This window comes from Paraburkholderia hiiakae (genome assembly GCF_904848665.1).
GTDB lineage: Bacteria > Pseudomonadota > Gammaproteobacteria > Burkholderiales > Burkholderiaceae > Paraburkholderia > Paraburkholderia hiiakae.
Genome location: NZ_CAJHCQ010000022.1, coordinates 72221 through 93741, shown reverse-complemented (window position 1 = coordinate 93741; position 21521 = coordinate 72221). Strand labels below are relative to the sequence as shown.

Below are 21521 nucleotides of genomic sequence, written 5' to 3'. Positions count from 1 at the left end.
TACCGGGCACATCATGGACCGACTGATCTATACCGCGATGACGGGCGCGAGCCAGGCGCTCGAGCAGCAGGCCGTCGTCGCGAACAACCTCGCGAACGTCTCGACCACGGGCTTTCGCGCGCAGCTCGCCAACTTTCGCTCTGTGCCGATGTCGTTCGGCGACGGCTCGACGGTGAACGACCAGACCACGCGCACCTACGTGCTCTCGGCGACGCCTGGCTCGGACATGACGCCCGGTGCGATCTCGCGGACCGGCAACCCGCTCGATATCGCCATTCAGGGCGCGGGTTTCATGGCCGTGCAGACGGCCGACGGCAACGAGGCCTATACGCGTGCGGGCAATCTGCACGTCGATGAAAACGGCCAGCTCGTCACCGCCGCCAACCAGCAGGTGATCGGCGGCGGCGGCCCGATCGCCGTGCCGCCGGGCTCGGCGGTCACGATCGGCAAGGACGGCACGGTTTCGGCCATCGCGCCGGGCAGCCCCGCCAACGCGATCGCCATGATCGACCAGATCAAGTTCGTCAACCCGCAGGCAGGTGCGCTCACGCGCGGTGACGATGGCCTTTTCCACACGTCGGACGGCAACCCCGCCGACGCGGACCAGACCGTGCAGGTCGCCACCGAGTCGATCGAGGGCAGCAACGTGAACCCGGTCGCGGCGATGGTCTCGATGATCACCAACGCGCGCCAGTTCCAGATGCAGACCAAGCTGCTCCAGAACGCGGACCAGAACGAGCAGAGCGCAAACCAGCTGCTCAACTTTAGCTAAGCCATTTCAAGTTAAATGAAGGCCGCTTCGCGCCGCATGATGCGCGCGAGGCCGGACCGGGAGAAAGACACCGTGAACCGATCGCTATACATCGCCGCCACCGGCATGCAGGCCCAGCAGTCGCAGATGGACGTGATCTCGAACAACCTCGCGAACGTGAGCACCAATGGCTTCAAGGGCTCGCGCGCGGTGTTCGAGGACCTCATGTACCAGACGCTGCGCCAGCCGGGTGCGAACTCGACCCAGCAAACCGAACTGCCTTCGGGCAGCCAGGTGGGCACGGGCGTGCAGCAGGTGGCGACCGAGCGTCTCTACACGCAGGGCAACCTGCAGCAGACCGGCAATTCGAAGGACGTGGCGGTCAACGGCGCAGGCTTCTTCCAGGTCCAGATGCCCGACGGCACGACGGCCTACACGCGCGACGGCTCGTTCCAGACCAACTCGCAAGGCCAGCTCGTGACGGCGAGCGGCTACCAGGTGATCCCGGCGATCACGGTGCCCGCGAACGCCACCTCGCTCACCATTGGCAGCGATGGCGTGGTGACGGTCACGACGCCGGGCACGGCCAACAACACGACCATCGGCACGCTGCAGCTCGCCATGTTCATCAACCCGGCCGGCCTTCAGTCGAACGGGCAGAACCTGTTGTCGGAAACGGCTTCGTCGGGCGCCCCCACGGTTTCCACGCCGGGCCAGAACGGTTCGGGCACGCTCAACCAGGGCTACGTGGAATCGTCGAACGTGAACGTGGTGCAAGAGCTCGTGAACATGATCGAGACGCAGCGCGCCTACGAAATCAACAGCAAGGCGGTCACCACTTCTGACCAGATGCTGCAAACCCTCAGCCAGATGCAGGTCTGAGGCAGAGTCCCTGGTTAATCAAGTCGGTGAAGAATATGTCGCAGTCCGTTCGAAACCATCCTCGCATCCGCGCGCGGCAGGCGGGCCACGCCCGCTCGCACGTGGCGGCTGTGGCGCTCGCGATGCTGGCGGGCTGCGCCTACATTCCCAACAAGCAGCCTATCGTGCAGCAGCCGATGACGGCCGTGCCGCCCATGCCGCCCACGAACCTGTCGCCGGGCGCCATCTACAACCCGGGCTACGCGGGACGGCCGCTCTTCGAGGACCAGCGTCCGCGCAATACCGGCGACATCCTCACGATCGTCATTTCCGAGAACATCAACGCGACCAAGTCATCGGGCGCGAACACCAAGCGCGGCAGCGCCACGAGCTTCTCGGGCACCGCGAACTTCCTGCCGGGCTTCTTCAATCGCGCGAACCTGAATTCGACGGGCGCGAACCAGTTCGACGCCACGGGCGGCGCGAACGCTTCGAACACGTTCACGGGCGTCATTACCGTGACCGTGACGAACGTGCTGCCCAACGGCAATCTCGTCGTCTCCGGCGAGAAGCAGATGCTCATCAACCAGGGCAATGAATACGTGCGCTTCTCCGGCGTCGTCAATCCGAACACCGTTGCCGGAGACAACTCCGTGCTCTCGACCGACGTCGCCGACGCGAAGATCGAATACTCCGCGAAAGGCGTGATCGACGAAGCCGAAACGATGGGCTGGCTGCAACGCTTCTTCCTGAACATCGCGCCATGGTAAAGATCCGCTTCCATCGTTCGCGCCGCTCGCGCGTGAAGGACGTGTTCGCCGCCCTGGGCGTGGCGTTCGGTTTCGTCATCGCCTGCGGTGCGCTCGTCGCCTACGCGACGCCGGCGCGCGCCGAGCGCGTGAAAGACCTTGCGACCTTCCAGGGCGTGCGCGACAACCCGCTCATCGGCTACGGCCTCGTGGTGGGTCTCGACGGCACCGGCGACCAGACGACCCAGGCGCCGTTCACCACGCAAACGCTCGCGAACATGCTCGCGAACCTCGGTATCTCGATCAACAACACGTCGAGCTCGTCGGGTTCCTCGTCGACGCTCAACAACATGCAGCTGAAGAACGTCGCCGCGGTGATGGTGACGGCCGTGCTGCCGCCGTTCGCACGGCCGGGCGAGCAGATCGACATCACGGTGTCGTCGCTCGCCAACGCGAAAAGCATTCGCGGCGGCACACTGCTGCTCACGCCGCTCAAGGGCGCCGACGGCCAGGTCTATGCGCTCGCTCAGGGCAACGTGGCCGTGGGCGGCGCAGGCGCCTCGGCCAACGGCAGCAAGGTGCAGGTGAACCAGCTCGCCGCAGGCCGCATCGCGGGCGGCGCGATCGTCGAGCGCTCGGTGATCTCGCCTGTATCGCAGCAGGGCGGCCTCCTCACGCTGACCGTCAACGACATGGACTACGACACGACGCAGCGCATCGTCTCGGCCGTCAACAACATGTTCGGGCCGGGCACAGCCTCGCCGCTCGACGGCCGCACGATCCAGGTGCGCGGGCCGGCCGATCCGGCGTCGCAGGTGGGCTTCATCGCGCAGATCCAGGACCTCAACGTGAACCCGGCCACGCCGGCTGCGAAGGTGATCCTGAACGCGCGCACCGGCTCGATCGTCATGAACCAGATGGTGACGCTGGAGAGCTGCGCGGTCGCGCACGGCAATCTCTCGGTCGTTGTGAACACGCAGACGGCGGTAAGCCAGCCCGGCGCGTTCTCCAATGGCCAGACGGTGGCGACGCGCCAGTCGCAGATCCAGTTGAAGCAGGACGACGGGGCGCTCAAGCTCGTCACGGCGGGCGCGAATCTCGCCGAGGTCGTGAAGGCGCTCAACGCGCTCGGCGCGACGCCGGCGGACCTGATGTCGATCCTGCAGGCGATGAAGGCGGCGGGCGCACTGCGCGCCGACCTCGAGATCATCTAAGAGGTGTAACTTGGATAATACGAACAACATCGGCGGCGGCAGCCTCGACCTCACCAACCGCTTCGCGCTTGACGTGCAGGGCTTCGACTCGATGCGCGCCGCGGCGAACGCCTCGCCGCAGCAGGGCGCGAAGATGGCCGCGAAGCAGTTCGACGCGGTCTTCACGCAGATGATGCTCAAGAGCATGCGCGACGCGACACCCGACGACGGTCCGCTCGACTCGCACGACGGCGCGCAGTTCACCTCGATGATGGACCAGCAGCTCGCGCAGCAGATGTCGAACAAGGGCATTGGCGTGGCGAACGCGATGCTCAAGCAACTCATGCGCAGCATGGGCGGCGCCGCCGGTGCCGATGGTGCAGGCGGCGCGGGCGGTGCGGGCGGCGTTGCAGGCGCGATCTCGGGGCTTTCGGGCAAGGACGCGAACGAGGGCAACCTCGCGATGCTCAACGCGCTCGGCCGCGCCTACGGCAACGCCGCGGCCAACGGCGCACTCGCCAACGGTTCGGGCTACAGCGGCAACAGCGCACTCACGCCGGCAGTCAAGGGCAACGGCGACGCCTCGGTGGACGCTTTCGTCGACAAGCTCGCCAACGCCGCGCAGCAGGCCAGCTCGACCACCGGCATCCCTGCGCGCTTCATTCTCGGCCAGGCCGCGCTCGAATCGGGCTGGGGCAAGCGCGAGATCAAGAACGCCGACGGCTCGACGAGCCACAACGTGTTCGGCATCAAGGCGAGCAAGGACTGGGGCGGCAAGACCGTCTCGACGGTCACGACCGAGTACGTGAACGGCCAGCCGCATCGCGTGGTGGAGAAGTTCCGCGCCTACGACTCGTACGAAGACGCGATGACCGACTACGCCTCGCTGCTCAAGAGCAATCCGCGCTACGCGTCGGTGATCAACGGCTCGAAGAGCGCCGAGGGCTTCGCGCACGGCATGCAGCGCGCGGGCTACGCTACCGACCCGCACTATGCGAAAAAGCTGCTGACCATCATGCAGCGGATGGCCTGACGGTCGACGCGACGGCGGGCAGCGCGGTTGGCGTCAATCAGGCAACCGCAAACGTTGCCTCGGCGCAGTTGCCGAAAGAAGCAGCGTGTGTGTGTGTTTCATGCAGGGAAACGGTCCATTTTTTTTACGCCTAATCCCTAAATTTTTCGTAATGCCTGCCGCTAATGCAGGCGAGATGGAAAAGCAATCGGGCGCTCAGACCGCCCGAACGGCGCGCGCGGAAAAGGTCCGCTGGTGCGCCGGCACGTTCACGAATTTCCGGCAGGCCCGATGAATACCGTTCAGTCGAATCCACAGGAAGCAGGCGAGGGCGCGGAAAGCGTCCCCGATTTTGGGCGCCGCAATCCGCTCGAGATCGGCGTCCAGCTACGCAATCTCGTCAATCGAGGCGACTTCCTGACCCTCCAGTATCGCGGTGGACAGCTCGTCACGCGCATTCTGGCCGTCAACGGGCGCGAGCGCACTTTCGTGTTCGACTGGGGCGCGTTGCCCGAGCAGAACACGGGCGTGCTCGCTGCGCCTGAATCCCACTTCCACGCATCGCCCGACGGCGTGCGCGTGGAGTTCAAGACGGCCACGCCGCGGCGCACCGAGTTCGAAGGGCGCCCCGCGTTCGAGGCCGACTTCCCCGAAGTGCTGTTCTACATGCAGCGGCGCGAGTATTTCCGCGTCGACACGCCCGTGCTCGAGCCGTGCATCTGCCGCGGCGAACTGCCGGGCGGCGGCCCGCGCTTCGCGTACGAGGTGCATGACCTCTCGCTTGGCGGCCTCGGGCTGCGCACGACCGACGCGCGCGTCGCGGATCTCGCCATGGGCCTCGTGCTGCCTGACGTCGAGCTCGACCTGCGTGCGCACGGCAAGCTGCGCGTGGATCTCGGGCTCGTCGTGCTGCGCTTCATCGACTTGCCCAACGGCGAGCGCCGCTATCACATGGGCTTTCGCTTCGACGCGCTGCCTGGCTCCGCCGAGAACACGCTGCAGCGCTATATCACGCAGCTCGAGATGAAGCGCCGCGCGCTCGCGCGTGCCTGATCGGCACAGCCTCACCCGCACTATCCGCATCGTCTGGCCGGCGCAACGCATGTTGCGCCGGTTCGCACTGCCACGGGATTGGCGCACGCATACGCGCTAACGTTTTCGCGCGCATCGGGCGCTCAATTTTTGCAGGGCGTTGCCGTTATACCGTGAGTACATCACGCGGTTTGCCAGGGGGGCAGGCTGCTTTCGAGGATTACGCATGTCCAACATTTTCTCGATCGGTCTGAGCGGCCTGCAGGCGGCGCAGATTGGTATCTCGACCACCGGCGAGAACATCAGCAACTCGACGACCGCGGGCTACACCGTCGAGACGCCGGTGTACCAGGAGGCGGCGGGGCAGTACACGTCGAGCGGCTATATCGGCAGCGGCGTCACGACCGCGACCGTGCAGCGCGCCTACAGCCAGTACCTCACGACGGCGCTCAACAACGCGCAGTCGACCAGCAGCGCTTACTCGGCTTCGTACACGCTCGCCACGCAGCTCTCGAATCTCGTGGGCAGCCCGACCTCCGGCATCGCGACCGCGATCACGAACTTCTTCTCGGGCTTGCAGAACGTCTCGAATTCGCCTTCGGATACTGCGGCGCGCCAGACCGTGCTTTCCGACGCGCAAACGCTCGCCACCCAGATCAACGCCGCGAGCTCGCAGTACGACGCCATGCGAAAGAGCGTAAACACGCAGCTCACGAGCGCCGTCTCGCAAATCAACACCTATACGCAGCAGATCGCGAACCTCAACGCGCAGATCACGTCCGCGAGCGCGAGCGGCCAGCAGCCGAACCAGCTGCTCGATCAGCGCGATCAAGCCGTTGCGAATCTCTCGCAGCTGGTCGGCGTGCAGGTCGTGCAGGGCAGCAGCGGCTATAGCGTCTTCCTTGGCAACGGCCAGCCGCTCGTGGTGAGCAGCAATAGCTACAACCTCGGCACGCAGCCGTCGAGCTCCAACCCGCAGGAGCTCGCTGTGACGTGGCAGGGTCTGAACGGCGCGAGCGCCGCGTCGCAAGGCACGCCGCAGGTGCTCAGCTCGGCCGCGCTGCAAGGCGGCACCGTGGGCGGCCTGCTTTCGTTCGTCTCGACCACGCTCGATCCGGCTGAATCGCAGCTGGGCGCGATCGTGACGAGCTTCACCGCGCAGGTGAACTCGCAGAATGCGCTCGGCCTCACGCTCTCGGGCGGCGCGGGCGGCAATCTGTTCACGGTGGGCAACCCGCTCGTCACGGCCAGCTCGACGAACTCCAGCACGTCTGGCACGGTGAGCGCGACGCTCACGAACAGCACGCAGCCGCTCACCGACAACTACAAGCTGAGCTACGACGGCACGAACTGGAACCTCACCGACACGACGACGAACTCGCTGGTTGCCACCCAGCCGAACGGCGCCGCGCCGATCACGATCGGCGGCTTCTCGATTACGCCTTCGGGCTCGGTGAGCGCCGGCGACTCGTTCATGATCCAGCCGACTGCCGGCGCGCTCGCGAGCTTCTCCGTCGCGACCAGCGACCCCGCAGCCATCGCGGCGGCCACGCCGGTCGTCGTTTCGGCGGCCACGACGAACGCAGGCACGGCCAACGTCACGCAGGGCGCGGTGGGCACGGGCTATTCGACGACCAACCTGCCGGTCACGCTGACCTACGACTCGACCACCGGCACGCTGAACGGCCTGCCCGACGGCACGACCGTGTCGATCACGGCAGGCGGAACGACCAGCTCCGTGACGATCGACAGCACCGGGACGCCACCCGTGACCGGTGTGCCCTACGACCCGACCCAGGGCGCGACGTACACCATCACGAATCTCACGGATTCGACGGGCGCCAACGGCACCGCGACGAACGTGAGCTTCACGATGACCGGCACGCCCTCGAACAACGACACGTTCACGGTCGCAGGCAACAAGAGCGGCACGCAGGACGGCCGCAACGCGCTCGCGATTGCGGGCCTCACGTCGAGCACGGCGTTCAGCGGTTCGACCACGCTCACCACGGCGTATGCGAACTACGTCAACACGATCGGCAACGCCGCTAGCCAGCTGAACGCGTCGAACACGTCGCAGCAGTCGCTCGTGGCGCAGCTCACTTCGCAGCAGCAGTCGGTGCAGGGCGTGAACCTCGACGAGGAAGCCGCGAACCTGCTGCAGTACCAACAGCTCTATCAAGCCAACAGCAAGGTGATCCAGACGGCGGCGACGCTGTTCCAGACCCTGATCGGCATTTTCCAGTGAGGCGCTAATCCATGCGTATCGCGACTTCCCAGATTTTTGCCTCCAGCGTGTCGACGATGGAGAACCAGCAGTCTCAACTCCTCCAGGTCCAGCAGCAGATCTCGACTGGCGTGGCCATTTCGAATCCGGCCGACAATCCGCTCGGCGCCGCGCAGGCCGTGACGCTTTCCGCCACGAGCGCGACGCTCACGCAGTACTCGTCGAATCAGACCACGGCGCTCACCGCGCTGCAGCTCGAGGACACGACGCTCACGAGCGTGACGAGCACGATGCAGAGCATCCATTCGCTCATCATCGAAGCCCAGAACGGCTCGCTCACCGACCAGGCGCGTCAGGCGATCGCCCAGCAGATGCAAGGCGACCGCAACCAGCTGCTCACGCTCGCCAACACCACGGACGGCGCGGGCAACTACATCTTCTCCGGCTTCCAGAGCACCTCGCAGGTGTTCTCGAACAAGTCGGGTGGCGGCGTGACCTACAACGGCGACGCGGGCCAGCGCGTGATGCAGGTGGCCGGCACGCGCAACATCGCGGTGGGCGACACGGGCACGGCGGTGTTCCAGAGCGTGCAGGCCGTGGGTTCGGCGAATGTTGCCTCGGGCAATTCGTCGAACAAGGGTACGGGCGTGATCAGCGGCGTGACGGTGACGGACCCGACGCAGGCGACCAACAACGACAACTACTCGATCGCGTTCGCCAACGACCCGACGACCGGCGCGCTCACCTACACGGTGACGGACAACAGCGCCAATCCGGCGACGACGACGACGCCGGCCACGTACACCGAGGGCAATGCAGTCTCGCTCGGCACGGGCATGAGCGTGACGTTCTCGGGTACGCCCAGCGCGGGTGACTCGTTCTCGGTCACGCCCGCCACCGCGTCGCAGAACACGGACGTGTTCGCGAGCATCGACAGCATCATCGCCGCGCTGAACACGCCCACGAGCGGCTCGCAGGCTGCGGTCGCGAACCTCAACAACGCACTGAACACCGGCCTCTCGCAGATCGGCAACTCGCTCTCGAACGTGATCACGGTGCAGGCTTCCGTGGGCGGCCGCGAGCAGGAAGTGAAGGCGCTGCAAACGGTCACGTCGACCAACTCGTTGCAGGTCACCTCGAATCTCGAGGACCTCACGAGCACCGACACGGTGGCCGCGATCAGCCAGTTCGAACAGCTCTCGAACGCGCTCACGGCTTCGCAGAAGAGTTTTGCGGCAACGCAGAATCTCTCGCTGTTCCAGTACATCAATCCTTGATCGCGAGGCATTGATCGGTCGAAAAAAAAGCGGACTTCGGTCCGCTTTTTTTTGCCCTGCCAGCCCTGCCGGAACGCGCTTCAACCAGGCGGGCGCAGCGCGCCGGCCACGCGGCCCATCTGGTCGATGCCGCTGTCGAACAGGCGCGCGAAGTAGGGAATCAGGTTGGGCATCATGAGCTGGACAAGCAGCATGCCCACGAGCATCGTGAGCGCGAAGCCGATCTGGAAGATGCCGATCTGCGGAGCCGCGCGGTTGAGAATGCCGAGCGAAAGATTGGTGATGAGCAGCGCGACCACCACCGGCAGCGAAAGCAGCAGGCCCGAGGTCAGTATCGTCGCGCCATAGTTGGCGATCAGGTTCCAGCCCGAGGCGCCGAGCACGCTCGCCGCGACCGGCAGCGACTGGAACGTCGCGACGAGCGCCGCGAGCATCTGCAGATGGCCGTCGAACACGAGGAAGGCGAGCATCGCCATCATGTTCAGCCACGAGGAGAGCGCCGGGCTGCTGGTGTTGGCCTGCGGGTCGAAGAAGCTCGCGAAGCCGAGCCCCATGCCGAGACTCATCATGTCGCCCGCCGCGGTCACGACCGCGAACACGAGCTGCATCGTGAAGCCAAGCGCGATGCCGATCAGGAACTGGTTGACGAGAATCCACACACCCTCGGCGGAAAACACCGTGACCTGCGGCATGGCGCCGAGCGTGGGCGCGACGATCAGCGTGATGAAGCCCGCGAGGCCGATCTTCACGCGCGTGGGCACGGAGCGGTTGCCCATCACGGGCGCGACCGCCACGAGCGCCAGAATGCGCGTGAAGGGCCAGAGGAACGCCGTGAGCCAGGCGTTGAGCTGCGCGTAGGTGACGGTGAACATGGAGCGTGCCGAAAGACTGTCGCAGCGGCGCGCTAGCCCGCCGCGACCGAGACGATGCTCGTGAACATGCGGTGCATGTAATCGACCATCGTCGAGAGCATCCACGGGCCGGCGATCACGAGCGTGACGCCAATGGCAATCAGCTTGGGGATGAACGAGAGCGTGGTTTCGTTGATCTGCGTGGCCGCCTGGAAGAGACTCACCACGAGACCCACGGCGAGCGACACGAGCAGGAGCGGTGCGGCAAGCAGGAGCGTGACGTACATTGCCTCGTGGGCAATCGTCATGACCATTTCGGGTGTCATCGTGGACTCCTTAGCTGAAGCTCTGCGCGAGCGAGCCGATCAGCAGTTGCCAGCCGTCCACCAGCACGAACAGCATGAGCTTGAAGGGCAGCGAAATGGTCGCGGGCGAGACCATCATCATACCCATCGACATGAGCACGCTCGCCACCACCAGGTCGATGATGAGAAACGGAATGTAGATCGTGAAGCCGATCTGGAAGCCGGTCTTCAGTTCACTCGTGATGAACGAGGGCACGAGCAGCGTGAGCGGCACGTCCTCGGGGCCTTGCATCGGCGCCGCGTGCGAAATGCGCGCGAAGAGCGCGAGGTCGGACTCGCGGGTCTGGCGCAGCATGAAGGTCTTGAACGGCGCGACGCCGCGCGCCACGGCGTCGTCCATCGAAATCGTGCCGGCCGAGAACGGCTTGTAGCCGTCGTTGTAAGCCTTGTCGAGCACCGGCGACATCACGAACAGCGTGAGAAAGAGCGCGAGGCCCACGAGCACCTGGTTCGGCGGCGTGGTCGTCGTGCCGAGCGCCTGGCGCAGCAGCGAAAACACGATGATGATGCGCGTGAAGCTCGTCATCATCAGCACCATCGCCGGCAGGAACGACAGCATCGTGAGCAGCAGCATCGTCTGCACGCTCAGCGAGTAGGTCGTGCCGCCGTTCGGGCCAGGGCTCGTGTTGAACGCGGGCAGGCCCGCGGGTTGTGCCGCTTGTGCATGCGCGAGGTGCGGCAGCGCGAGGGCGAAGGCGCCCGCGCCGAGCATCAGCGCGAACGGGAGCGCCGTTCTGGCGATCTTTGCGAGGGTAGCCGCGCGTGCGTGGGCGTCGCCGCCTGCGCCCGGCGCATAAAGGGGACTGCCGTGCATTTACTGCGCTCCGCCGTCGTGACGCATGAAACGCGCGTTGATGCGTTTATTCGCCTCGCTTTTCAGCGCGTCACGAAAGCGCTGTGCGAAGGTGCCCGAGAGGGCGGGGGCGTTGGGAGCCGCCGCCGCGGCGCCTGCGGGAAGTTCGCCCGCGGGCAGCGTGTGAAGCAAGCGCACGTTGCCGGGCGCGGCGCCCAGCACGAGCCAGGTGTCGCCGATCTCGACCACGGCCACGCGCTCCTTGCCGCCGAGCGATGCGCCGCCCACGGTCTTCACGAGCGCGTTCTTCGGGCCGCCTTGCAGGCCGAGACGCCGTGCGAGCCAGGCGCAGCCGAACACCACGCCGATCACGAGCGCCAGGCCCAGCACCGTCTGCACGACGGCGCCGAAACCGAGCGAGGGGACCGCGCTGCCAGCGATCACGGCGGAGGCGCCTGAACTACCTGCGGCCGCGCGCGTGGCTTCGTTGACCGCCTTGAGGTCGGCGGCCCGCGCACTCATGACCGCGAAAACCGCCGCGCCGGCGAGCGAGAGGTGCACAGCGAGGCGCCACGAGAATCGCAGCACCCGCGCGCCGCGGGACTTGCCCACGCGTCTTGCGTTGGCGCCGCAAGCAACGCTTGCACTGGCGCCGGGAACAGCCAGGGGTTTCATCGGTTCAGCTTCCGGATCCGCTCGGACGGCGTGATGATGTCGGTGAGACGAATGCCGAACTTGTCGTTCACGACCACCACTTCGCCCTGGGCGATGAGGCAGCCGTTCACGAGCACGTCCATCGGCTCGCCCGCCATGCCGTCGAGTTCCACCACGGAGCCCTGCGCGAGTTGCAGCAGGTTGCGGATGGCGATCTTGGTGCGGCCAAGCTCCACGGTCATCTGGACGGGAATGTCCAGAATCATGTCGATGTCGTTGGCCGTCCTGGTCGAATCGACCTTCGAGAGCGGCTGGAACACAGCGGCGGGCTGCGCGGCGGGCGCCTCGTTGCTGTTCTGCTCGGCAAGCGCGCTCGCCCAGTCGTCCAGGGACGACTCGCCGCCTGCATCCTGCGCGGCGACGTCCATGGCCGGGTCAAGCACCGGCTCGTCTGCGCTCGTGCCGTTTACGTCACTCATATCCACCTTCCTTCATCGTGTCGGCTGCGCTGATCATCTTCTGGACCCGCAACGCGTATTGACCATTGAAAATTCCGTAGCCGCACTCCATCACGGGCACGCCGTCCACCTTGGCGGTGATGTGTTCCGCGACGTTCATGGGCAGCACGTCACCCTTCTTCATGTTCAGGATCTGCTCGAACGTGACGGGCACCTGCGCGAGGTCGGCCGTGAGCTCGACTTCGGCGGCCTGCACCTGCTGCGAGAGCACGCGCACCCAGCGGCGGTCCACGTCGAGCACTTCGCCTTGCAGCGGCGAGGCGAGCACGTCGCGGATCGGCTCGATCATCGAGTAGGGCATGCAGATATGCAGCGTGCCGCCCGTCGGACCGAATTCGATCGAGAACTGCGTGACGATCACGATCTCGTTGGGCGTGGCAACGTTTGCGAACTGCGTATGCATTTCGGAGCGCACGTACTCGAACTGCAGCGGCCGCACGCTCTTCCACGCGGTCGTGTAGTGCTCGAACACGAGATTGAGCAGCTTGCCGATGATGCGTTGTTCGGTTTGCGTGAAGTCGCGGCCTTCCACTCGCGTGTGAAAGCGCCCGTCGCCGCCGAAGAGGTTGTCCACGACGAAGAACACGAGGTTCGGGTCGAACACGAACAGCGACGTGCCGCGCAGCGGCTTCACGTGCACGAGGTTCAGGTTCGTCGGGATCGGCAGGTTGCGGGTGAACTCGCTGTACTTCTGCACGCGCACCGGACCCACCGAGATTTCGGCGGTGCGGCGCATGAAATTGAAGATGCCGACGCGCAACAGGCGCGCAAAGCGCTCGTTGATGATTTCGAGGCCGGGCATCCGGCCGCGAACGATACGTTCCTGCGTCGCGATGTTGTAGGGACGTACGCCTTGCTTATCGGACGCGCCCGAATCGGAATCGACTTCGCCGGTGACGCCTTTGAGGAGGGCATCGACCTCCTCCTGGGACATGAACTCGTCGTGACCCATCGTCATGATGACTGGCCCTCCATCGCGGGAATCATTTCGGCCACGCTCACTGGACGACGAATTCGGTGAACAGCACGTCGTCGACGTGCATCGGCTTTTCGTTCGCGGCCGAAGGCTCCGAGATCAGCACGGCGAGCTCGGTGGCGAGCGCACGCTTGCCGTCGAGCGGCGCGAGGTCGGACGGATGCTTGTTCGAGAGCGCGAGCAACAGGCGGCTGCGGATCTCGGGCATGCGGGCGACGAGCGCGTCCTGGGTGGCCTGGCTGTCGAGCTTGAGCGTGAGGCCGATGCGCAGATAATGCGATTCGCCGTCGTCGGTCTGCAGGTTGACGGTCATCGGCTCGAGCGCGTAATAGACGGACGCGACCGGAGGCGCTGCGGCCGGCGTAGCCGGCGCGCTCGCCGCGTGGCGCGACATGAAGAACCACGTCGCGCCGCCCGCCGCGGCGGCGGCGAGGATCGCAATGAGCGCGATGAGGAGAATGCGCTTCATCGGTCCGGGTTTCGCGCTTTGGGGCGCGGCTTGCTGGGATGCGGTGGTGGTCGCCATGTCGAAAAGTCAGCCTGGGATGCTTGCAAGGGTCCGGGGCGCCGACCTGATGGTCAGTCCGGGCATGCTGCATTGTTCCGGCTTTTGCCTTTCAGCGATGGGAGGAATAGACGGGGGAATTCCGGCTATCTCGTGGTTTTGTTGCGCGCCGCGGCAAGCCGGGCGGGTGATGCGAGCGTGGGGCAGACGCACGCAGCCGCCTGCGCGGCTGCGTTGCCCGAAGGTGTCGGGCGGGTCCGGCCAGGCTGGTCTGGCAGAGGGGAAAGGGTCGGAAACGGGTCAGGCGAACGTGTCGATCAGGCCGACGGAGCGCTGCGTGACGCTCGCGCTAGCAACGCTCGTGTCGTCCACGGCGTCCGCCGCGCTCAGCGTGCTGCCCGAGCCCGAGCCGGAACCGCCGGAGCGGCCCGAACCGCTGCCGTCCTGCTGCGCCTGCTGGTTCATCTGCCGCGAGAAGCCGTCGCTCACGCTTGCGCTGCCAAGGCCGATGCCGTTTTGCTCCATCGCCTCGCGCAGCTTCGGCAGGGCCGCCTCGACGGCCTCGCGCACCTGCTGGTGCTGCGAGACGAAAAGGGCGTGCGCGTGGTTTTCCGTGACTTGCAGGACGACCTGGAGCGGTCCGAGATCCTTCGGATTGAGCGTGAGTTCCGCCGACTGCTGGTGCGCGTTCGAGAGGAACACCACCTTCTGGCTGAGCGCGTCTTCCCAGTCGTTCGTGCCGACTTGCGGCGCGATCGACGCGGAGGCGGCCGCGGCCGCCGGATTCGCGGTTGCGCTGGCCGCCTGAGCAGCCTGGGCCTGCGCGGCCGTCGCGGCGGCGACCGCTGCGGCCTGGGTTGCGGCGAGCGCGTCGGTCGTGGCGGTGCTCGCCGTGGCGTCGGTCTGCGTGGCGGCGCCTGCCTGCTGCTGCGCCGCTGCCGTGAGCGCGTCGGTTGCGGCCTTCGCTGCGTCGGTCGCGGTCGTCGTGGCGCCCTTGGCCGCGTCGGCACTCGCGCCGCTGCTCGTTGCCGTGCCGAACGCCTTGCTTTGGGCGTTCGCGCTCAAATGCGAGGCGAAGCTGCTGGCAATGCCCGAGCCCGAGCCCGTGCTGGCCGTGGTTGCACTGTTTGCCGCCGTGCCTGCCGTGCCTGCGGTGTTGACCGCGTGCGTGGCGAGCGCGCCCGCGCCGCCGCGCAACTGCGCGAGCGCGGCTTGCAGGGCATCGTGCACCGACTTCGAGCCGCCGCTAGCCGCGCTGCCCGTGCCCGTGCCGTCGCCTGCCGCGCCGGCGGCTGCCGTGGCTGCCGCCGCTGCAGCGGCGGACGCAACGCCTGCGAGCGTGTTGTCGCTGCTCGTCTGGCTACCGGTCTGGCTGCCGTCGGCGTTCGCGTCTGTGCTCGTATCGCTCTGGGCTTGCTGCGCCTGCTGGGCTTGCTGCGCGGCAGCCGCGGCGGCTTGCGCGCCTGCGTCGGAAGCCTGCTTCTGCTGGGTGCGCGCGGCGGCGCGGCGATCGGCGCTCGAGGTGGCCTGCGAGCTCTGGCTCGCGTTCGAGCTTGACGTCTGCGAGGCGCTGCTGCTGCTTTGCGAGGCATTGCTGCTCGACGCGTTCGCGTTCGCGCTCGACTGCGCGGCGGCATTCGACTGCGCGCTTTGCGCCGCCTGTGCGTTCTGGCTCGCCTGCGCGCTTTGCGCGTTCATCTGCTGTTGCAGCGTCTGCGCGAAACCCTGGCTGGCGGCATCCGCCTGGCTGATGGAGTTCGACGCCGAATTCGACGCGGCGTTCGACGCGGAATTGCCTGTCACCGCGTCGGCGGCGGCGCCGAACATCGACGAGAGGGAAGAGAGGAGCGACATACTGGCGGCCTCGAAAAAACGTGTTACGGATGTTGCGACGTTCGCATGCGCAGCACGCGGGCGGCGTGCTCGTCGGTGTCGCGCTGTTCGCGGCGGGCTTCCTTGCGGGCCTGCACATCGTCGTGGCGGGTTTGCAGGACCTCGTACGAGCCGAGCTTCTGCTTGCTGCGCTGCCATTCGGGCTTGGCGGCCTCCACACGCGCGGTGGCCTGCTCGAGCATGCGCCGCTGCTGTTCGATCGCCGCGTCGAGCGTGTCGATGAATGCCTGGAAGTTGCGCACGTTGCCCGCGGCCATGCCACTGCGCGCCGATTCGGTGAAACGCGTGTGATACTCGTCACGGTAGGTGATGAGCGCCTCCAGCTGCTTTTCGACCTCGCCGCGCTCGCGCTGCACTCGGCCGAGCTTTTGCGTGGCGGCGTCGACGTCGTCCTGCGCGAGGCCGATCAAGGTTTGCAGCGCGGTCTGTTTCGTCATGTCCTGGCTCCGATCAACTGGCCGAGCATCTCGACGCTCTGATCATAGTTCGCGGTTTCGCGAAAACCCTGCTGAAGAAAGGCCTCGATGCGCGGATACAGCGCGATCGCGCGGTCGAGCACGGCGTCGCGCCCGCTCACGTACGCACCCACGTTGATGAGGTCGCGGTTGCGCTGGTAGCGCGAAAGCATCTGCTTGAGCGCGCGCGTCTGATTCAGATGCTGGTCGTCGATCAGCGCGGTCATCGCGCGGCTGATCGAGGCCTCGATGTCGATGGCCGGATAGTGACCCGCTTCGGCGAGCGCACGCGAGAGCACGATGTGGCCGTCGAGAATCGCACGCGCCGAGTCGGCGATCGGGTCCTGCTGGTCGTCGCCTTCGGTGAGCACGGTGTAGAACGCCGTGATCGAGCCGCCGCCCTCGGGGCCGTTGCCGGTGCGCTCGACGAGCGCCGGCAGCTTCGCGAACACCGAAGGCGGATAGCCCTTGGTCGCGGGCGGCTCGCCGATGGCAAGCGCGATCTCGCGCTGCGCCATCGCATAGCGCGTGAGCGAGTCCATGAGCAGCAGCACGTGCTTGCCCTGGTCGCGGAAATATTCGGCGAGCGACGTGGTGTACGCCGCGGCCTGCATGCGCAGGAGCGGCGAAACATCGGCAGGCGCGGCCACGACGACCGAGCGCGCGAGCCCGTCCTCGCCGAGGATCTGCTCGATGAATTCCTTCACTTCGCGGCCCCGCTCGCCGATCAGGCCGATCACGATGACTTCCGCGCTGGTCGCGCGCGCCATCGTGCCGAGCAGCACCGATTTACCCACGCCCGAGCCCGCGAAGAGGCCCATGCGCTGGCCGCGCCCGACCGTGAGCAGCGAGTTGATCGCGCGCACGCCCACGTCGAGCACCTTGTGGATCGGCTCGCGGTTCAGCGGATTGATGACGGGCGCGCTGAGCGGCGCGTCGGCTTCGGTGTTCAGGGCACCGAGGCCGTCGAGCGGGCGGCCCGAGGCGTCGACCACGCGGCCGAGCATGCCCCAGCCCACCGGCAGGCGCTTCGCGCCCGCCTTCGGGTCGGCGATCGGCGCGGTTTCCAGCGGCCAGACGCGCGCGCCGGGCAACAGGCCCGCGACTTCGGTCGTCGGCATCAGAAAGAGTTTGTCGCCGCCGAAGCCGACCACTTCCGCTTCGGCCATCGGCAGCGAGCTGCCCGGCGGCAGTTCGATCATCACTTCGGCGCCCACCGCGAGGCGCAGCCCCACCGCTTCGAGCACGAGGCCCGCCGCGCGCGTGAGACGTCCGCAGCCACGCAGCGGCAGGGCGAGCGCGTTGCGCTCGCGCACGCCGCGTAGTTGCGCGTTCCACGTCGTCAGGAACGGATTGGCCGGGTCGTAGTTCGCTGGCGGCACGTAGGGCGCGGGCGGGGCTTTGGCCGCGACCTCGAGCGGGGCGCCGGTCGCGCCGGAAGCCGTCAGGTCTCGCGGCGCGTCGGCCGTGTCCGCGGCTAGCGCGGCGTCGATCGCGTCGATGGCGCCCAGCTCGCGCGCCTCGCGCTTGCTCGGGATGTCGAGGTCGCCCACGAGCAGCGCGCCAAGCTGCGCGGGGTCGCTCGCGAGCGGGCCGAACGACGCGAGCGCGAGTTCCTGCTCGAGCGGCGTGAGCCCGCCCGTGTGGATCGCCTGATGGCTCGGCGGTTGGGGGTGATTCACCATGGCCGGGCCCGGCCAAGCGCGGCCGTTACGCGCTCCCAGCGCGTGCGGATGCTGGCGTCGGTTTCGCCCGTTGCGGCCTGCGCGCGGCAGCCGCCGCGCTCGATCGTCGGGTCGGTGCGCACGCTCCAGCCGCGCGTCTGAAGGTCGTCCAGGAGGTAGGCCTCGACGATCGGCAGATCGGCGGGGCTCACCACGAGCTGCGGGGAGCCGGCGAGCTGCGGCTCGGCCACGAGCACTTCACGCGCGACCGCGACGAGCGCCGTCGGGTCGTGCTGAACGTGTTGGCGCACGACCTGCTGCGCGATGTCGAGCGCGAGCTCGACGAGCGTCTCGGCGACGCCCGCCTGCGCCGTCTCGAGCGCGTCGCTAAAGCGCCGCGCCAGCAACGCGAGCTGCATGGCCTGCGCGCGCGCCTCGGCCTGGCCTTGCTCGAAGCCCTGCTGACGCCCCTGTTCGTGCCCGGCCTGATAGCCGAGCGCCTGGCCCGCCACATGGCCGGAGCGCAGCCCTTCCTGGTGGGCCGCGTCGCGCAGCGCGTGGAGCTGGGCTTCGAACGCGGCCGTTTCGTCGGGCGTGGGCGGCGGCGGCGGGGGAGGCGGCGGGTCGAACGAGGCCATCTCCCAGCGCTGATACGCTGAGCGACGGCTGTTCGCGGAGCTGCTGTCAGACATAAGCGTCTTCTGCCTTGCCGCCTAGAACGATCTGGCCGCTCTCGGCGAGGTTGCGCACGATCTGCAGGATGCGGCGCTGCTGCGCCTCGACTTCCGAGACACGCACCGGACCGCGCGCGTCGAGGTCTTCGGCGAGCAGTTCGGCGGCGCGCTGCGACATGTTCGAGAGGAACTTGGTGCGCAGCGCGGGCGGCGCGCCCTTCAGCGAAATGATGAGCGACTCCGACTCGACTTCCTTGAGCAGCAGCTGGATCGCGCGGTCTTCGAGGTCGAGCAGGTTTTCGAACACGAACATCTGATCGATGATCTTCTGCGCGAGTTCCGCGTCGTACTGGCGGACGTTCTCGATCACCCCTTCTTCGTGCTGGCTCGTCATGAAGTTGAGGATTTCGGCCGCCGTGCGGATGCCGCCCATCGGGCTGCGCTTGAGGTTGTCGCTGCCCGAGAGGAGGTTCGTGAGCACGTCGTCGAGCTCGCGCAGCGCCTGCGGCTGGATGCCGTCGAGCGTCGCGATACGCAGCAGCACGTCGTTACGCAGGCGCTCGGTGAAGCACGAGGCGATTTCGGAGGCCTGGTCGCGGTCGAGGTGCACGAGGATCGTCGCGATGATCTGCGGGTGCTCGTTTTTGATGAGTTCGGCCACCGACCCCGAATCCATCCACTTGAGGCCTTCTATGCCGCTCGTGTCGCCGCCTTGCAGAATGCGGTCGATAATCGCGCCGGCCTTGTCTTCGCCGAGCGCCTTGTTGAGCACGTTGCGGATGTAGTCGTTCGAGTCGAGCGAGAAGGCGGTGTGCTGCTCGGCTTCCTTGACGAAGTCCTGCAGTACGAGCTCGATCTCTTCGCGCTTGACGTTCTTGAGCGCCGCCATCGCGGCGCCGATTTTCTGCACTTCGCGCGGACCGAGGAACTTGAAGACCTCGGAGGCCTCCTGTTCGCCGATCGACATGAGCAGCAGCGCGCTCTTGGTTGCGCCTTCAGCGTTCATCGTTCACCCAGCTTTTCACGACGGTTGCGACGATCTTCGGATCCTGGCGCGCGATATTGCGCGCGTATTCCAGGTTGCGTTCGAACTTGTTCTTCTCGCTTTCGAAGGCGAGCAGGGCGGCTTCGTTGTCCGCGCTGTCTTCGCCTTCCGCGCCGGCGCCGCCGAGGCGCGCGGCTTCGGGGATACCGTCGAGCAGCAGCGGCTCGCCGTCGGCCATGCCGGGCAGCGAGGGCGCAACCGGCTCGGGCGGCGGGAACGCGCGGCGCAGCGCCGGCTTCACCATCACGAAATAGAGGAAAAGAGCCACCGCGCCAATGCCGAGCCACGTCGCAATCTGCTTGGCCAGGGCGAGGATGTCGGGTTGACGCCACCACGGCAGGTTCGCGTTCGGGTCGACATCGGTCTGGAACGCGGCGTTCACGACGTTGACCGAGTCGCCGCGCTTGACGTCGTAGCCCATGGCGTCCTTCACGAGCTGCTCGACCTGCGCGAGCTTCTGCGCGTCGAGCGGCTGCATGCTGGCATGGCCCTTGGCGTCCACCTTCTGCTGATAGTTCACGATCACGGCGACCGACAGGCGTTTCACGTCGCCCGGCGCCTGTTGATAGTGACGCACGGTCTTGTCGAGCTCGTAGTTCGTGGTGGTGTCGCGATGATCGGAAACCGGCACCGGGGCCGACGCGCCGTTCGCGCCCGCCGGCGCGTTGATCGGCGCGGAGGCCGGCTGCGGCGGCTGGTTCGTGAGCGCGCCGGGCACGCCGCCCGCGCTGCTTTGCTGCATTTCCGTCGAAATGTTCTGCTGCTGGCTGCGGATGGCGGCGGCTTGCGGGTTGGCGTTCGGACCGTAGGCTTCGGAGGTCTGCTCGAGTTTCGAGAAGTCGAGGTCGGCGCTCACCTGCGAGCGCGCGTTGCCGGCGCCGAACAGGGGCGCGAGGATCGCGTCGATGCGCGCCTGGGTGTCGTGTTCGACCTGGCGCACGTACTTGAGCTGCGAGGCGTCGAGGCCCACGCCCGTGGCGCTCTGGGTGAGGAGGTTGCCGTCCTGGTCGACCACCGTCACGTTGCGCACCGGCAGGTCCGGCACGGCCGAAGACACCATGTGCGTGATCGCGGCGACCTGCCCGTCGTCGAGAATGCGGCCCGGAAACAGGTTCACGAGCACGGAGGCCGAGGGCGCTTCGCGCTCGCGCACGAACACCGAAGGCTTCGGAATGGCCAGATGCACGCGCGCCGACTTCACGCTCGCGATCGACTGAATCGTTTGCTCGAGCTCGCCTTCGAGCGCGCGCTGGTAGTTGACCTGCTCGGCGAACTGACTGATGCCGAACTTCTGGTTGTCCATCAGCTCGAAGCCGACCGAACCGTTCTTGGGCAGACCCTGGGAGGCGAGGCGCAGGCGCATTTCGTTGACCTGCTCGGCGGGCACGAGAATGGCGCCGCCGGCGTCCGAGAACTTGTAGGGAACGTTTGCGGCCTGGAGCGCAGTAATAATGGCGCCGCCGTCGCGGTCCGACAGGTTGCTGTACAGCACCTTGTAGTCGGGCGCGCGCGACCACAGTACGAGGCCAGCGACCACGGCCACGAGCACCGCCACGGCAAAAATGAGCGGCGCGCGCGGGTTGCCGCGCACGCTGCGTAGCGACGAGAGCGAGCCGAGGCGTTGCGCGAAGCCGCCGCCGAGGTCTTCCGCGCCGCCCAGGCCTGCGCCCGCGCCGCTGCCTGCCGCGGCGCCCGCGCCAGAGGTGGCGAGGCCCATGCGGGCGTCGGGGTTGATCAAAGAATTGGCAGTCGAATCCATGCGACGGGTATCTCCGGAGGCTTCCAGGTCTCGCCTTGCATGGCGGAGACTTTCACGTGACGCATTATCCGGGGCCACTGGCAAGCCGATTGCGCGAATAGAGCCGGGTTTTCCCCCTAGTTTCGGGGCTGCCGAAACGGACCCGCTGCTATGCTCTCCTCCAGATTCGGCGTCCTGTCAGTGCGCCGTGCCGGCCGGACCCGCGGGATTGCCGCGGGATTGCTGAAACGCCGGCCCAGGGGCTCGTCCCCGGAATACCCCGCATGT

The 21521-nt window shown here is 66.8% G+C and carries 21 protein-coding genes; 8 read left to right on the top strand and 13 right to left on the bottom strand.

Annotation, left to right across the window (positions count from 1 at the left end; translation table 11 throughout):
- Positions 1 to 13: 13 nt before the first annotated feature.
- The 8 genes from flgF (at position 14) to flgL (ending at position 9102) form a co-directional block, all read left to right on the top strand.
- Positions 14 to 772 (top strand): flagellar basal-body rod protein FlgF, encoded by a 759-nt coding sequence (gene flgF / locus JMY28_RS31480; protein WP_201699825.1) that lies wholly within the window; start codon positions 14 to 16, stop codon positions 770 to 772.
- Between the two features lie 72 nt (positions 773 to 844).
- Complete coding sequence (gene flgG, locus JMY28_RS31475; RefSeq protein ID WP_158758878.1) at positions 845 to 1633, top strand: flagellar basal-body rod protein FlgG; 789 nt, start codon at positions 845 to 847, stop codon at positions 1631 to 1633.
- Between the two features lie 35 nt (positions 1634 to 1668).
- Positions 1669 to 2382 carry a flagellar basal body L-ring protein FlgH gene (locus JMY28_RS31470; RefSeq protein ID WP_201699824.1) on the top strand — a complete coding sequence of 238 codons (714 nt, stop codon included), beginning with the start codon at positions 1669 to 1671 and terminating at the stop codon, positions 2380 to 2382.
- Positions 2376 to 3575 carry a flagellar basal body P-ring protein FlgI gene (locus tag JMY28_RS31465; RefSeq protein WP_201699823.1) on the top strand — a complete coding sequence of 400 codons (1200 nt, stop codon included), beginning with the start codon at positions 2376 to 2378 and terminating at the stop codon, positions 3573 to 3575. The genes JMY28_RS31470 and JMY28_RS31465 overlap by 7 nt, the downstream gene beginning before the upstream one ends.
- 10 nt (positions 3576 to 3585) lie before the next feature.
- On the top strand, positions 3586 to 4587 hold the full coding sequence (gene flgJ, locus JMY28_RS31460; RefSeq protein WP_201699822.1) for a flagellar assembly peptidoglycan hydrolase FlgJ: 1002 nt from the start codon (positions 3586 to 3588) through the stop codon (positions 4585 to 4587).
- A gap of 270 nt (positions 4588 to 4857) precedes the next feature.
- Positions 4858 to 5619, top strand: coding sequence for a flagellar brake protein (locus JMY28_RS31455; RefSeq protein ID WP_201699821.1), 762 nt, complete (start codon positions 4858 to 4860; stop codon positions 5617 to 5619).
- Positions 5620 to 5824: 205 nt separating this feature from the next.
- A complete protein-coding gene (gene flgK, locus JMY28_RS31450; RefSeq protein ID WP_201699820.1) occupies positions 5825 to 7846 on the top strand; it encodes a flagellar hook-associated protein FlgK in 2022 nt (673 codons plus the stop codon).
- A gap of 11 nt (positions 7847 to 7857) precedes the next feature.
- Complete coding sequence (flgL, locus tag JMY28_RS31445) at positions 7858 to 9102, top strand: flagellar hook-associated protein FlgL (RefSeq protein ID WP_201699819.1); 1245 nt, start codon at positions 7858 to 7860, stop codon at positions 9100 to 9102.
- A gap of 80 nt (positions 9103 to 9182) precedes the next feature.
- Here flgL and fliR read toward each other — a convergent pair whose 3' ends face one another.
- The 13 genes from fliR to fliF form a co-directional block, all read right to left on the bottom strand.
- Positions 9183 to 9974, bottom strand: a complete 792-nt coding sequence (gene fliR / locus JMY28_RS31440; RefSeq protein ID WP_201699818.1) for a flagellar biosynthetic protein FliR — start codon at positions 9972 to 9974, stop codon at positions 9183 to 9185.
- A 32-nt stretch (positions 9975 to 10006) separates the two neighbouring features.
- On the bottom strand, positions 10007 to 10279 hold the full coding sequence (fliQ, locus tag JMY28_RS31435; RefSeq protein ID WP_201699817.1) for a flagellar biosynthesis protein FliQ: 273 nt from the start codon (positions 10277 to 10279) through the stop codon (positions 10007 to 10009).
- Between the two features lie 10 nt (positions 10280 to 10289).
- Positions 10290 to 11030, bottom strand: a complete 741-nt coding sequence (fliP, locus tag JMY28_RS31430) for a flagellar type III secretion system pore protein FliP (protein WP_236597134.1) — start codon at positions 11028 to 11030, stop codon at positions 10290 to 10292.
- A gap of 102 nt (positions 11031 to 11132) precedes the next feature.
- Positions 11133 to 11786 (bottom strand): flagellar biosynthetic protein FliO, encoded by a 654-nt coding sequence (fliO, locus tag JMY28_RS31425; protein WP_201699815.1) that lies wholly within the window; start codon positions 11784 to 11786, stop codon positions 11133 to 11135.
- Positions 11783 to 12244: a flagellar motor switch protein FliN gene (gene fliN / locus JMY28_RS31420; RefSeq protein ID WP_201699814.1), complete on the bottom strand. Its 462-nt coding sequence runs from the start codon at positions 12242 to 12244 to the stop codon at positions 11783 to 11785. Before fliN ends, fliO begins: the two co-directional genes overlap by 4 nt.
- Entirely contained in the window at positions 12237 to 13235 is a 999-nt protein-coding gene (gene fliM, locus JMY28_RS31415; RefSeq protein ID WP_201699860.1) for a flagellar motor switch protein FliM, read from the bottom strand. Before fliM ends, fliN begins: the two co-directional genes overlap by 8 nt.
- 46 nt (positions 13236 to 13281) lie before the next feature.
- Positions 13282 to 13785 carry a flagellar basal body-associated protein FliL gene (gene fliL, locus JMY28_RS31410; protein ID WP_201699813.1) on the bottom strand — a complete coding sequence of 168 codons (504 nt, stop codon included), beginning with the start codon at positions 13783 to 13785 and terminating at the stop codon, positions 13282 to 13284.
- A gap of 279 nt (positions 13786 to 14064) precedes the next feature.
- Positions 14065 to 15618 carry a flagellar hook-length control protein FliK gene (locus JMY28_RS31405; protein ID WP_201699812.1) on the bottom strand — a complete coding sequence of 518 codons (1554 nt, stop codon included), beginning with the start codon at positions 15616 to 15618 and terminating at the stop codon, positions 14065 to 14067.
- A 23-nt stretch (positions 15619 to 15641) separates the two neighbouring features.
- Entirely contained in the window at positions 15642 to 16094 is a 453-nt protein-coding gene (gene fliJ, locus JMY28_RS31400) for a flagellar export protein FliJ (RefSeq protein ID WP_201699811.1), read from the bottom strand.
- The gene (gene fliI, locus JMY28_RS31395; RefSeq protein WP_201699810.1) at positions 16091 to 17797 is read right to left on the bottom strand and encodes a flagellar protein export ATPase FliI; all 1707 of its coding nucleotides are present in this window, start codon (positions 17795 to 17797) and stop codon (positions 16091 to 16093) included. Before fliI ends, fliJ begins: the two co-directional genes overlap by 4 nt.
- A complete protein-coding gene (gene fliH, locus JMY28_RS31390) occupies positions 17791 to 18468 on the bottom strand; it encodes a flagellar assembly protein FliH (protein WP_201699809.1) in 678 nt (225 codons plus the stop codon). Before fliH ends, fliI begins: the two co-directional genes overlap by 7 nt.
- The gene (gene fliG / locus JMY28_RS31385) at positions 18461 to 19456 is read right to left on the bottom strand and encodes a flagellar motor switch protein FliG (RefSeq protein ID WP_201699808.1); all 996 of its coding nucleotides are present in this window, start codon (positions 19454 to 19456) and stop codon (positions 18461 to 18463) included. Before fliG ends, fliH begins: the two co-directional genes overlap by 8 nt.
- Positions 19446 to 21254, bottom strand: coding sequence for a flagellar basal-body MS-ring/collar protein FliF (fliF, locus tag JMY28_RS31380; protein ID WP_201699807.1), 1809 nt, complete (start codon positions 21252 to 21254; stop codon positions 19446 to 19448). The genes fliG and fliF overlap by 11 nt, the downstream gene beginning before the upstream one ends.
- Positions 21255 to 21521: the final 267 nt, after the last annotated feature.

Excerpts from the sequence above, each read along its gene's own strand:
- flgF (WP_201699825.1), top strand. The coding sequence starts at position 14 with ATGGACCGACTGATCTATACCGCGATGACGGGCGCGAGCCAGGCGCTC.
- JMY28_RS31470 (WP_201699824.1), top strand. The coding sequence starts at position 1,669 with ATGTCGCAGTCCGTTCGAAACCATCCTCGCATCCGCGCGCGGCAGGCG.
- JMY28_RS31465 (WP_201699823.1), top strand. The coding sequence starts at position 2,376 with ATGGTAAAGATCCGCTTCCATCGTTCGCGCCGCTCGCGCGTGAAGGAC.
- JMY28_RS31455 (WP_201699821.1), top strand. The coding sequence starts at position 4,858 with ATGAATACCGTTCAGTCGAATCCACAGGAAGCAGGCGAGGGCGCGGAA.
- flgK (WP_201699820.1), top strand. The coding sequence starts at position 5,825 with ATGTCCAACATTTTCTCGATCGGTCTGAGCGGCCTGCAGGCGGCGCAG.
- flgL (WP_201699819.1), top strand. The coding sequence starts at position 7,858 with ATGCGTATCGCGACTTCCCAGATTTTTGCCTCCAGCGTGTCGACGATG.
- fliR (WP_201699818.1), bottom strand. The coding sequence starts at position 9,974 with ATGTTCACCGTCACCTACGCGCAGCTCAACGCCTGGCTCACGGCGTTC.
- fliQ (WP_201699817.1), bottom strand. The coding sequence starts at position 10,279 with ATGACACCCGAAATGGTCATGACGATTGCCCACGAGGCAATGTACGTC.
- fliP (WP_236597134.1), bottom strand. The coding sequence starts at position 11,030 with ATGCTCGGCGCGGGCGCCTTCGCCCTCGCGCTGCCGCACCTCGCGCAT.
- fliO (WP_201699815.1), bottom strand. The coding sequence starts at position 11,786 with ATGAAACCCCTGGCTGTTCCCGGCGCCAGTGCAAGCGTTGCTTGCGGC.
- fliN (WP_201699814.1), bottom strand. The coding sequence starts at position 12,244 with ATGAGTGACGTAAACGGCACGAGCGCAGACGAGCCGGTGCTTGACCCG.
- fliM (WP_201699860.1), bottom strand. The coding sequence starts at position 13,235 with ATGGGTCACGACGAGTTCATGTCCCAGGAGGAGGTCGATGCCCTCCTC.
- fliL (WP_201699813.1), bottom strand. The coding sequence starts at position 13,785 with ATGGCGACCACCACCGCATCCCAGCAAGCCGCGCCCCAAAGCGCGAAA.
- JMY28_RS31405 (WP_201699812.1), bottom strand. The coding sequence starts at position 15,618 with ATGTCGCTCCTCTCTTCCCTCTCGTCGATGTTCGGCGCCGCCGCCGAC.
- fliJ (WP_201699811.1), bottom strand. The coding sequence starts at position 16,094 with ATGACGAAACAGACCGCGCTGCAAACCTTGATCGGCCTCGCGCAGGAC.
- fliI (WP_201699810.1), bottom strand. The coding sequence starts at position 17,797 with ATGGTGAATCACCCCCAACCGCCGAGCCATCAGGCGATCCACACGGGC.
- fliH (WP_201699809.1), bottom strand. The coding sequence starts at position 18,468 with ATGTCTGACAGCAGCTCCGCGAACAGCCGTCGCTCAGCGTATCAGCGC.
- fliG (WP_201699808.1), bottom strand. The coding sequence starts at position 19,456 with ATGAACGCTGAAGGCGCAACCAAGAGCGCGCTGCTGCTCATGTCGATC.
- fliF (WP_201699807.1), bottom strand. The coding sequence starts at position 21,254 with ATGGATTCGACTGCCAATTCTTTGATCAACCCCGACGCCCGCATGGGC.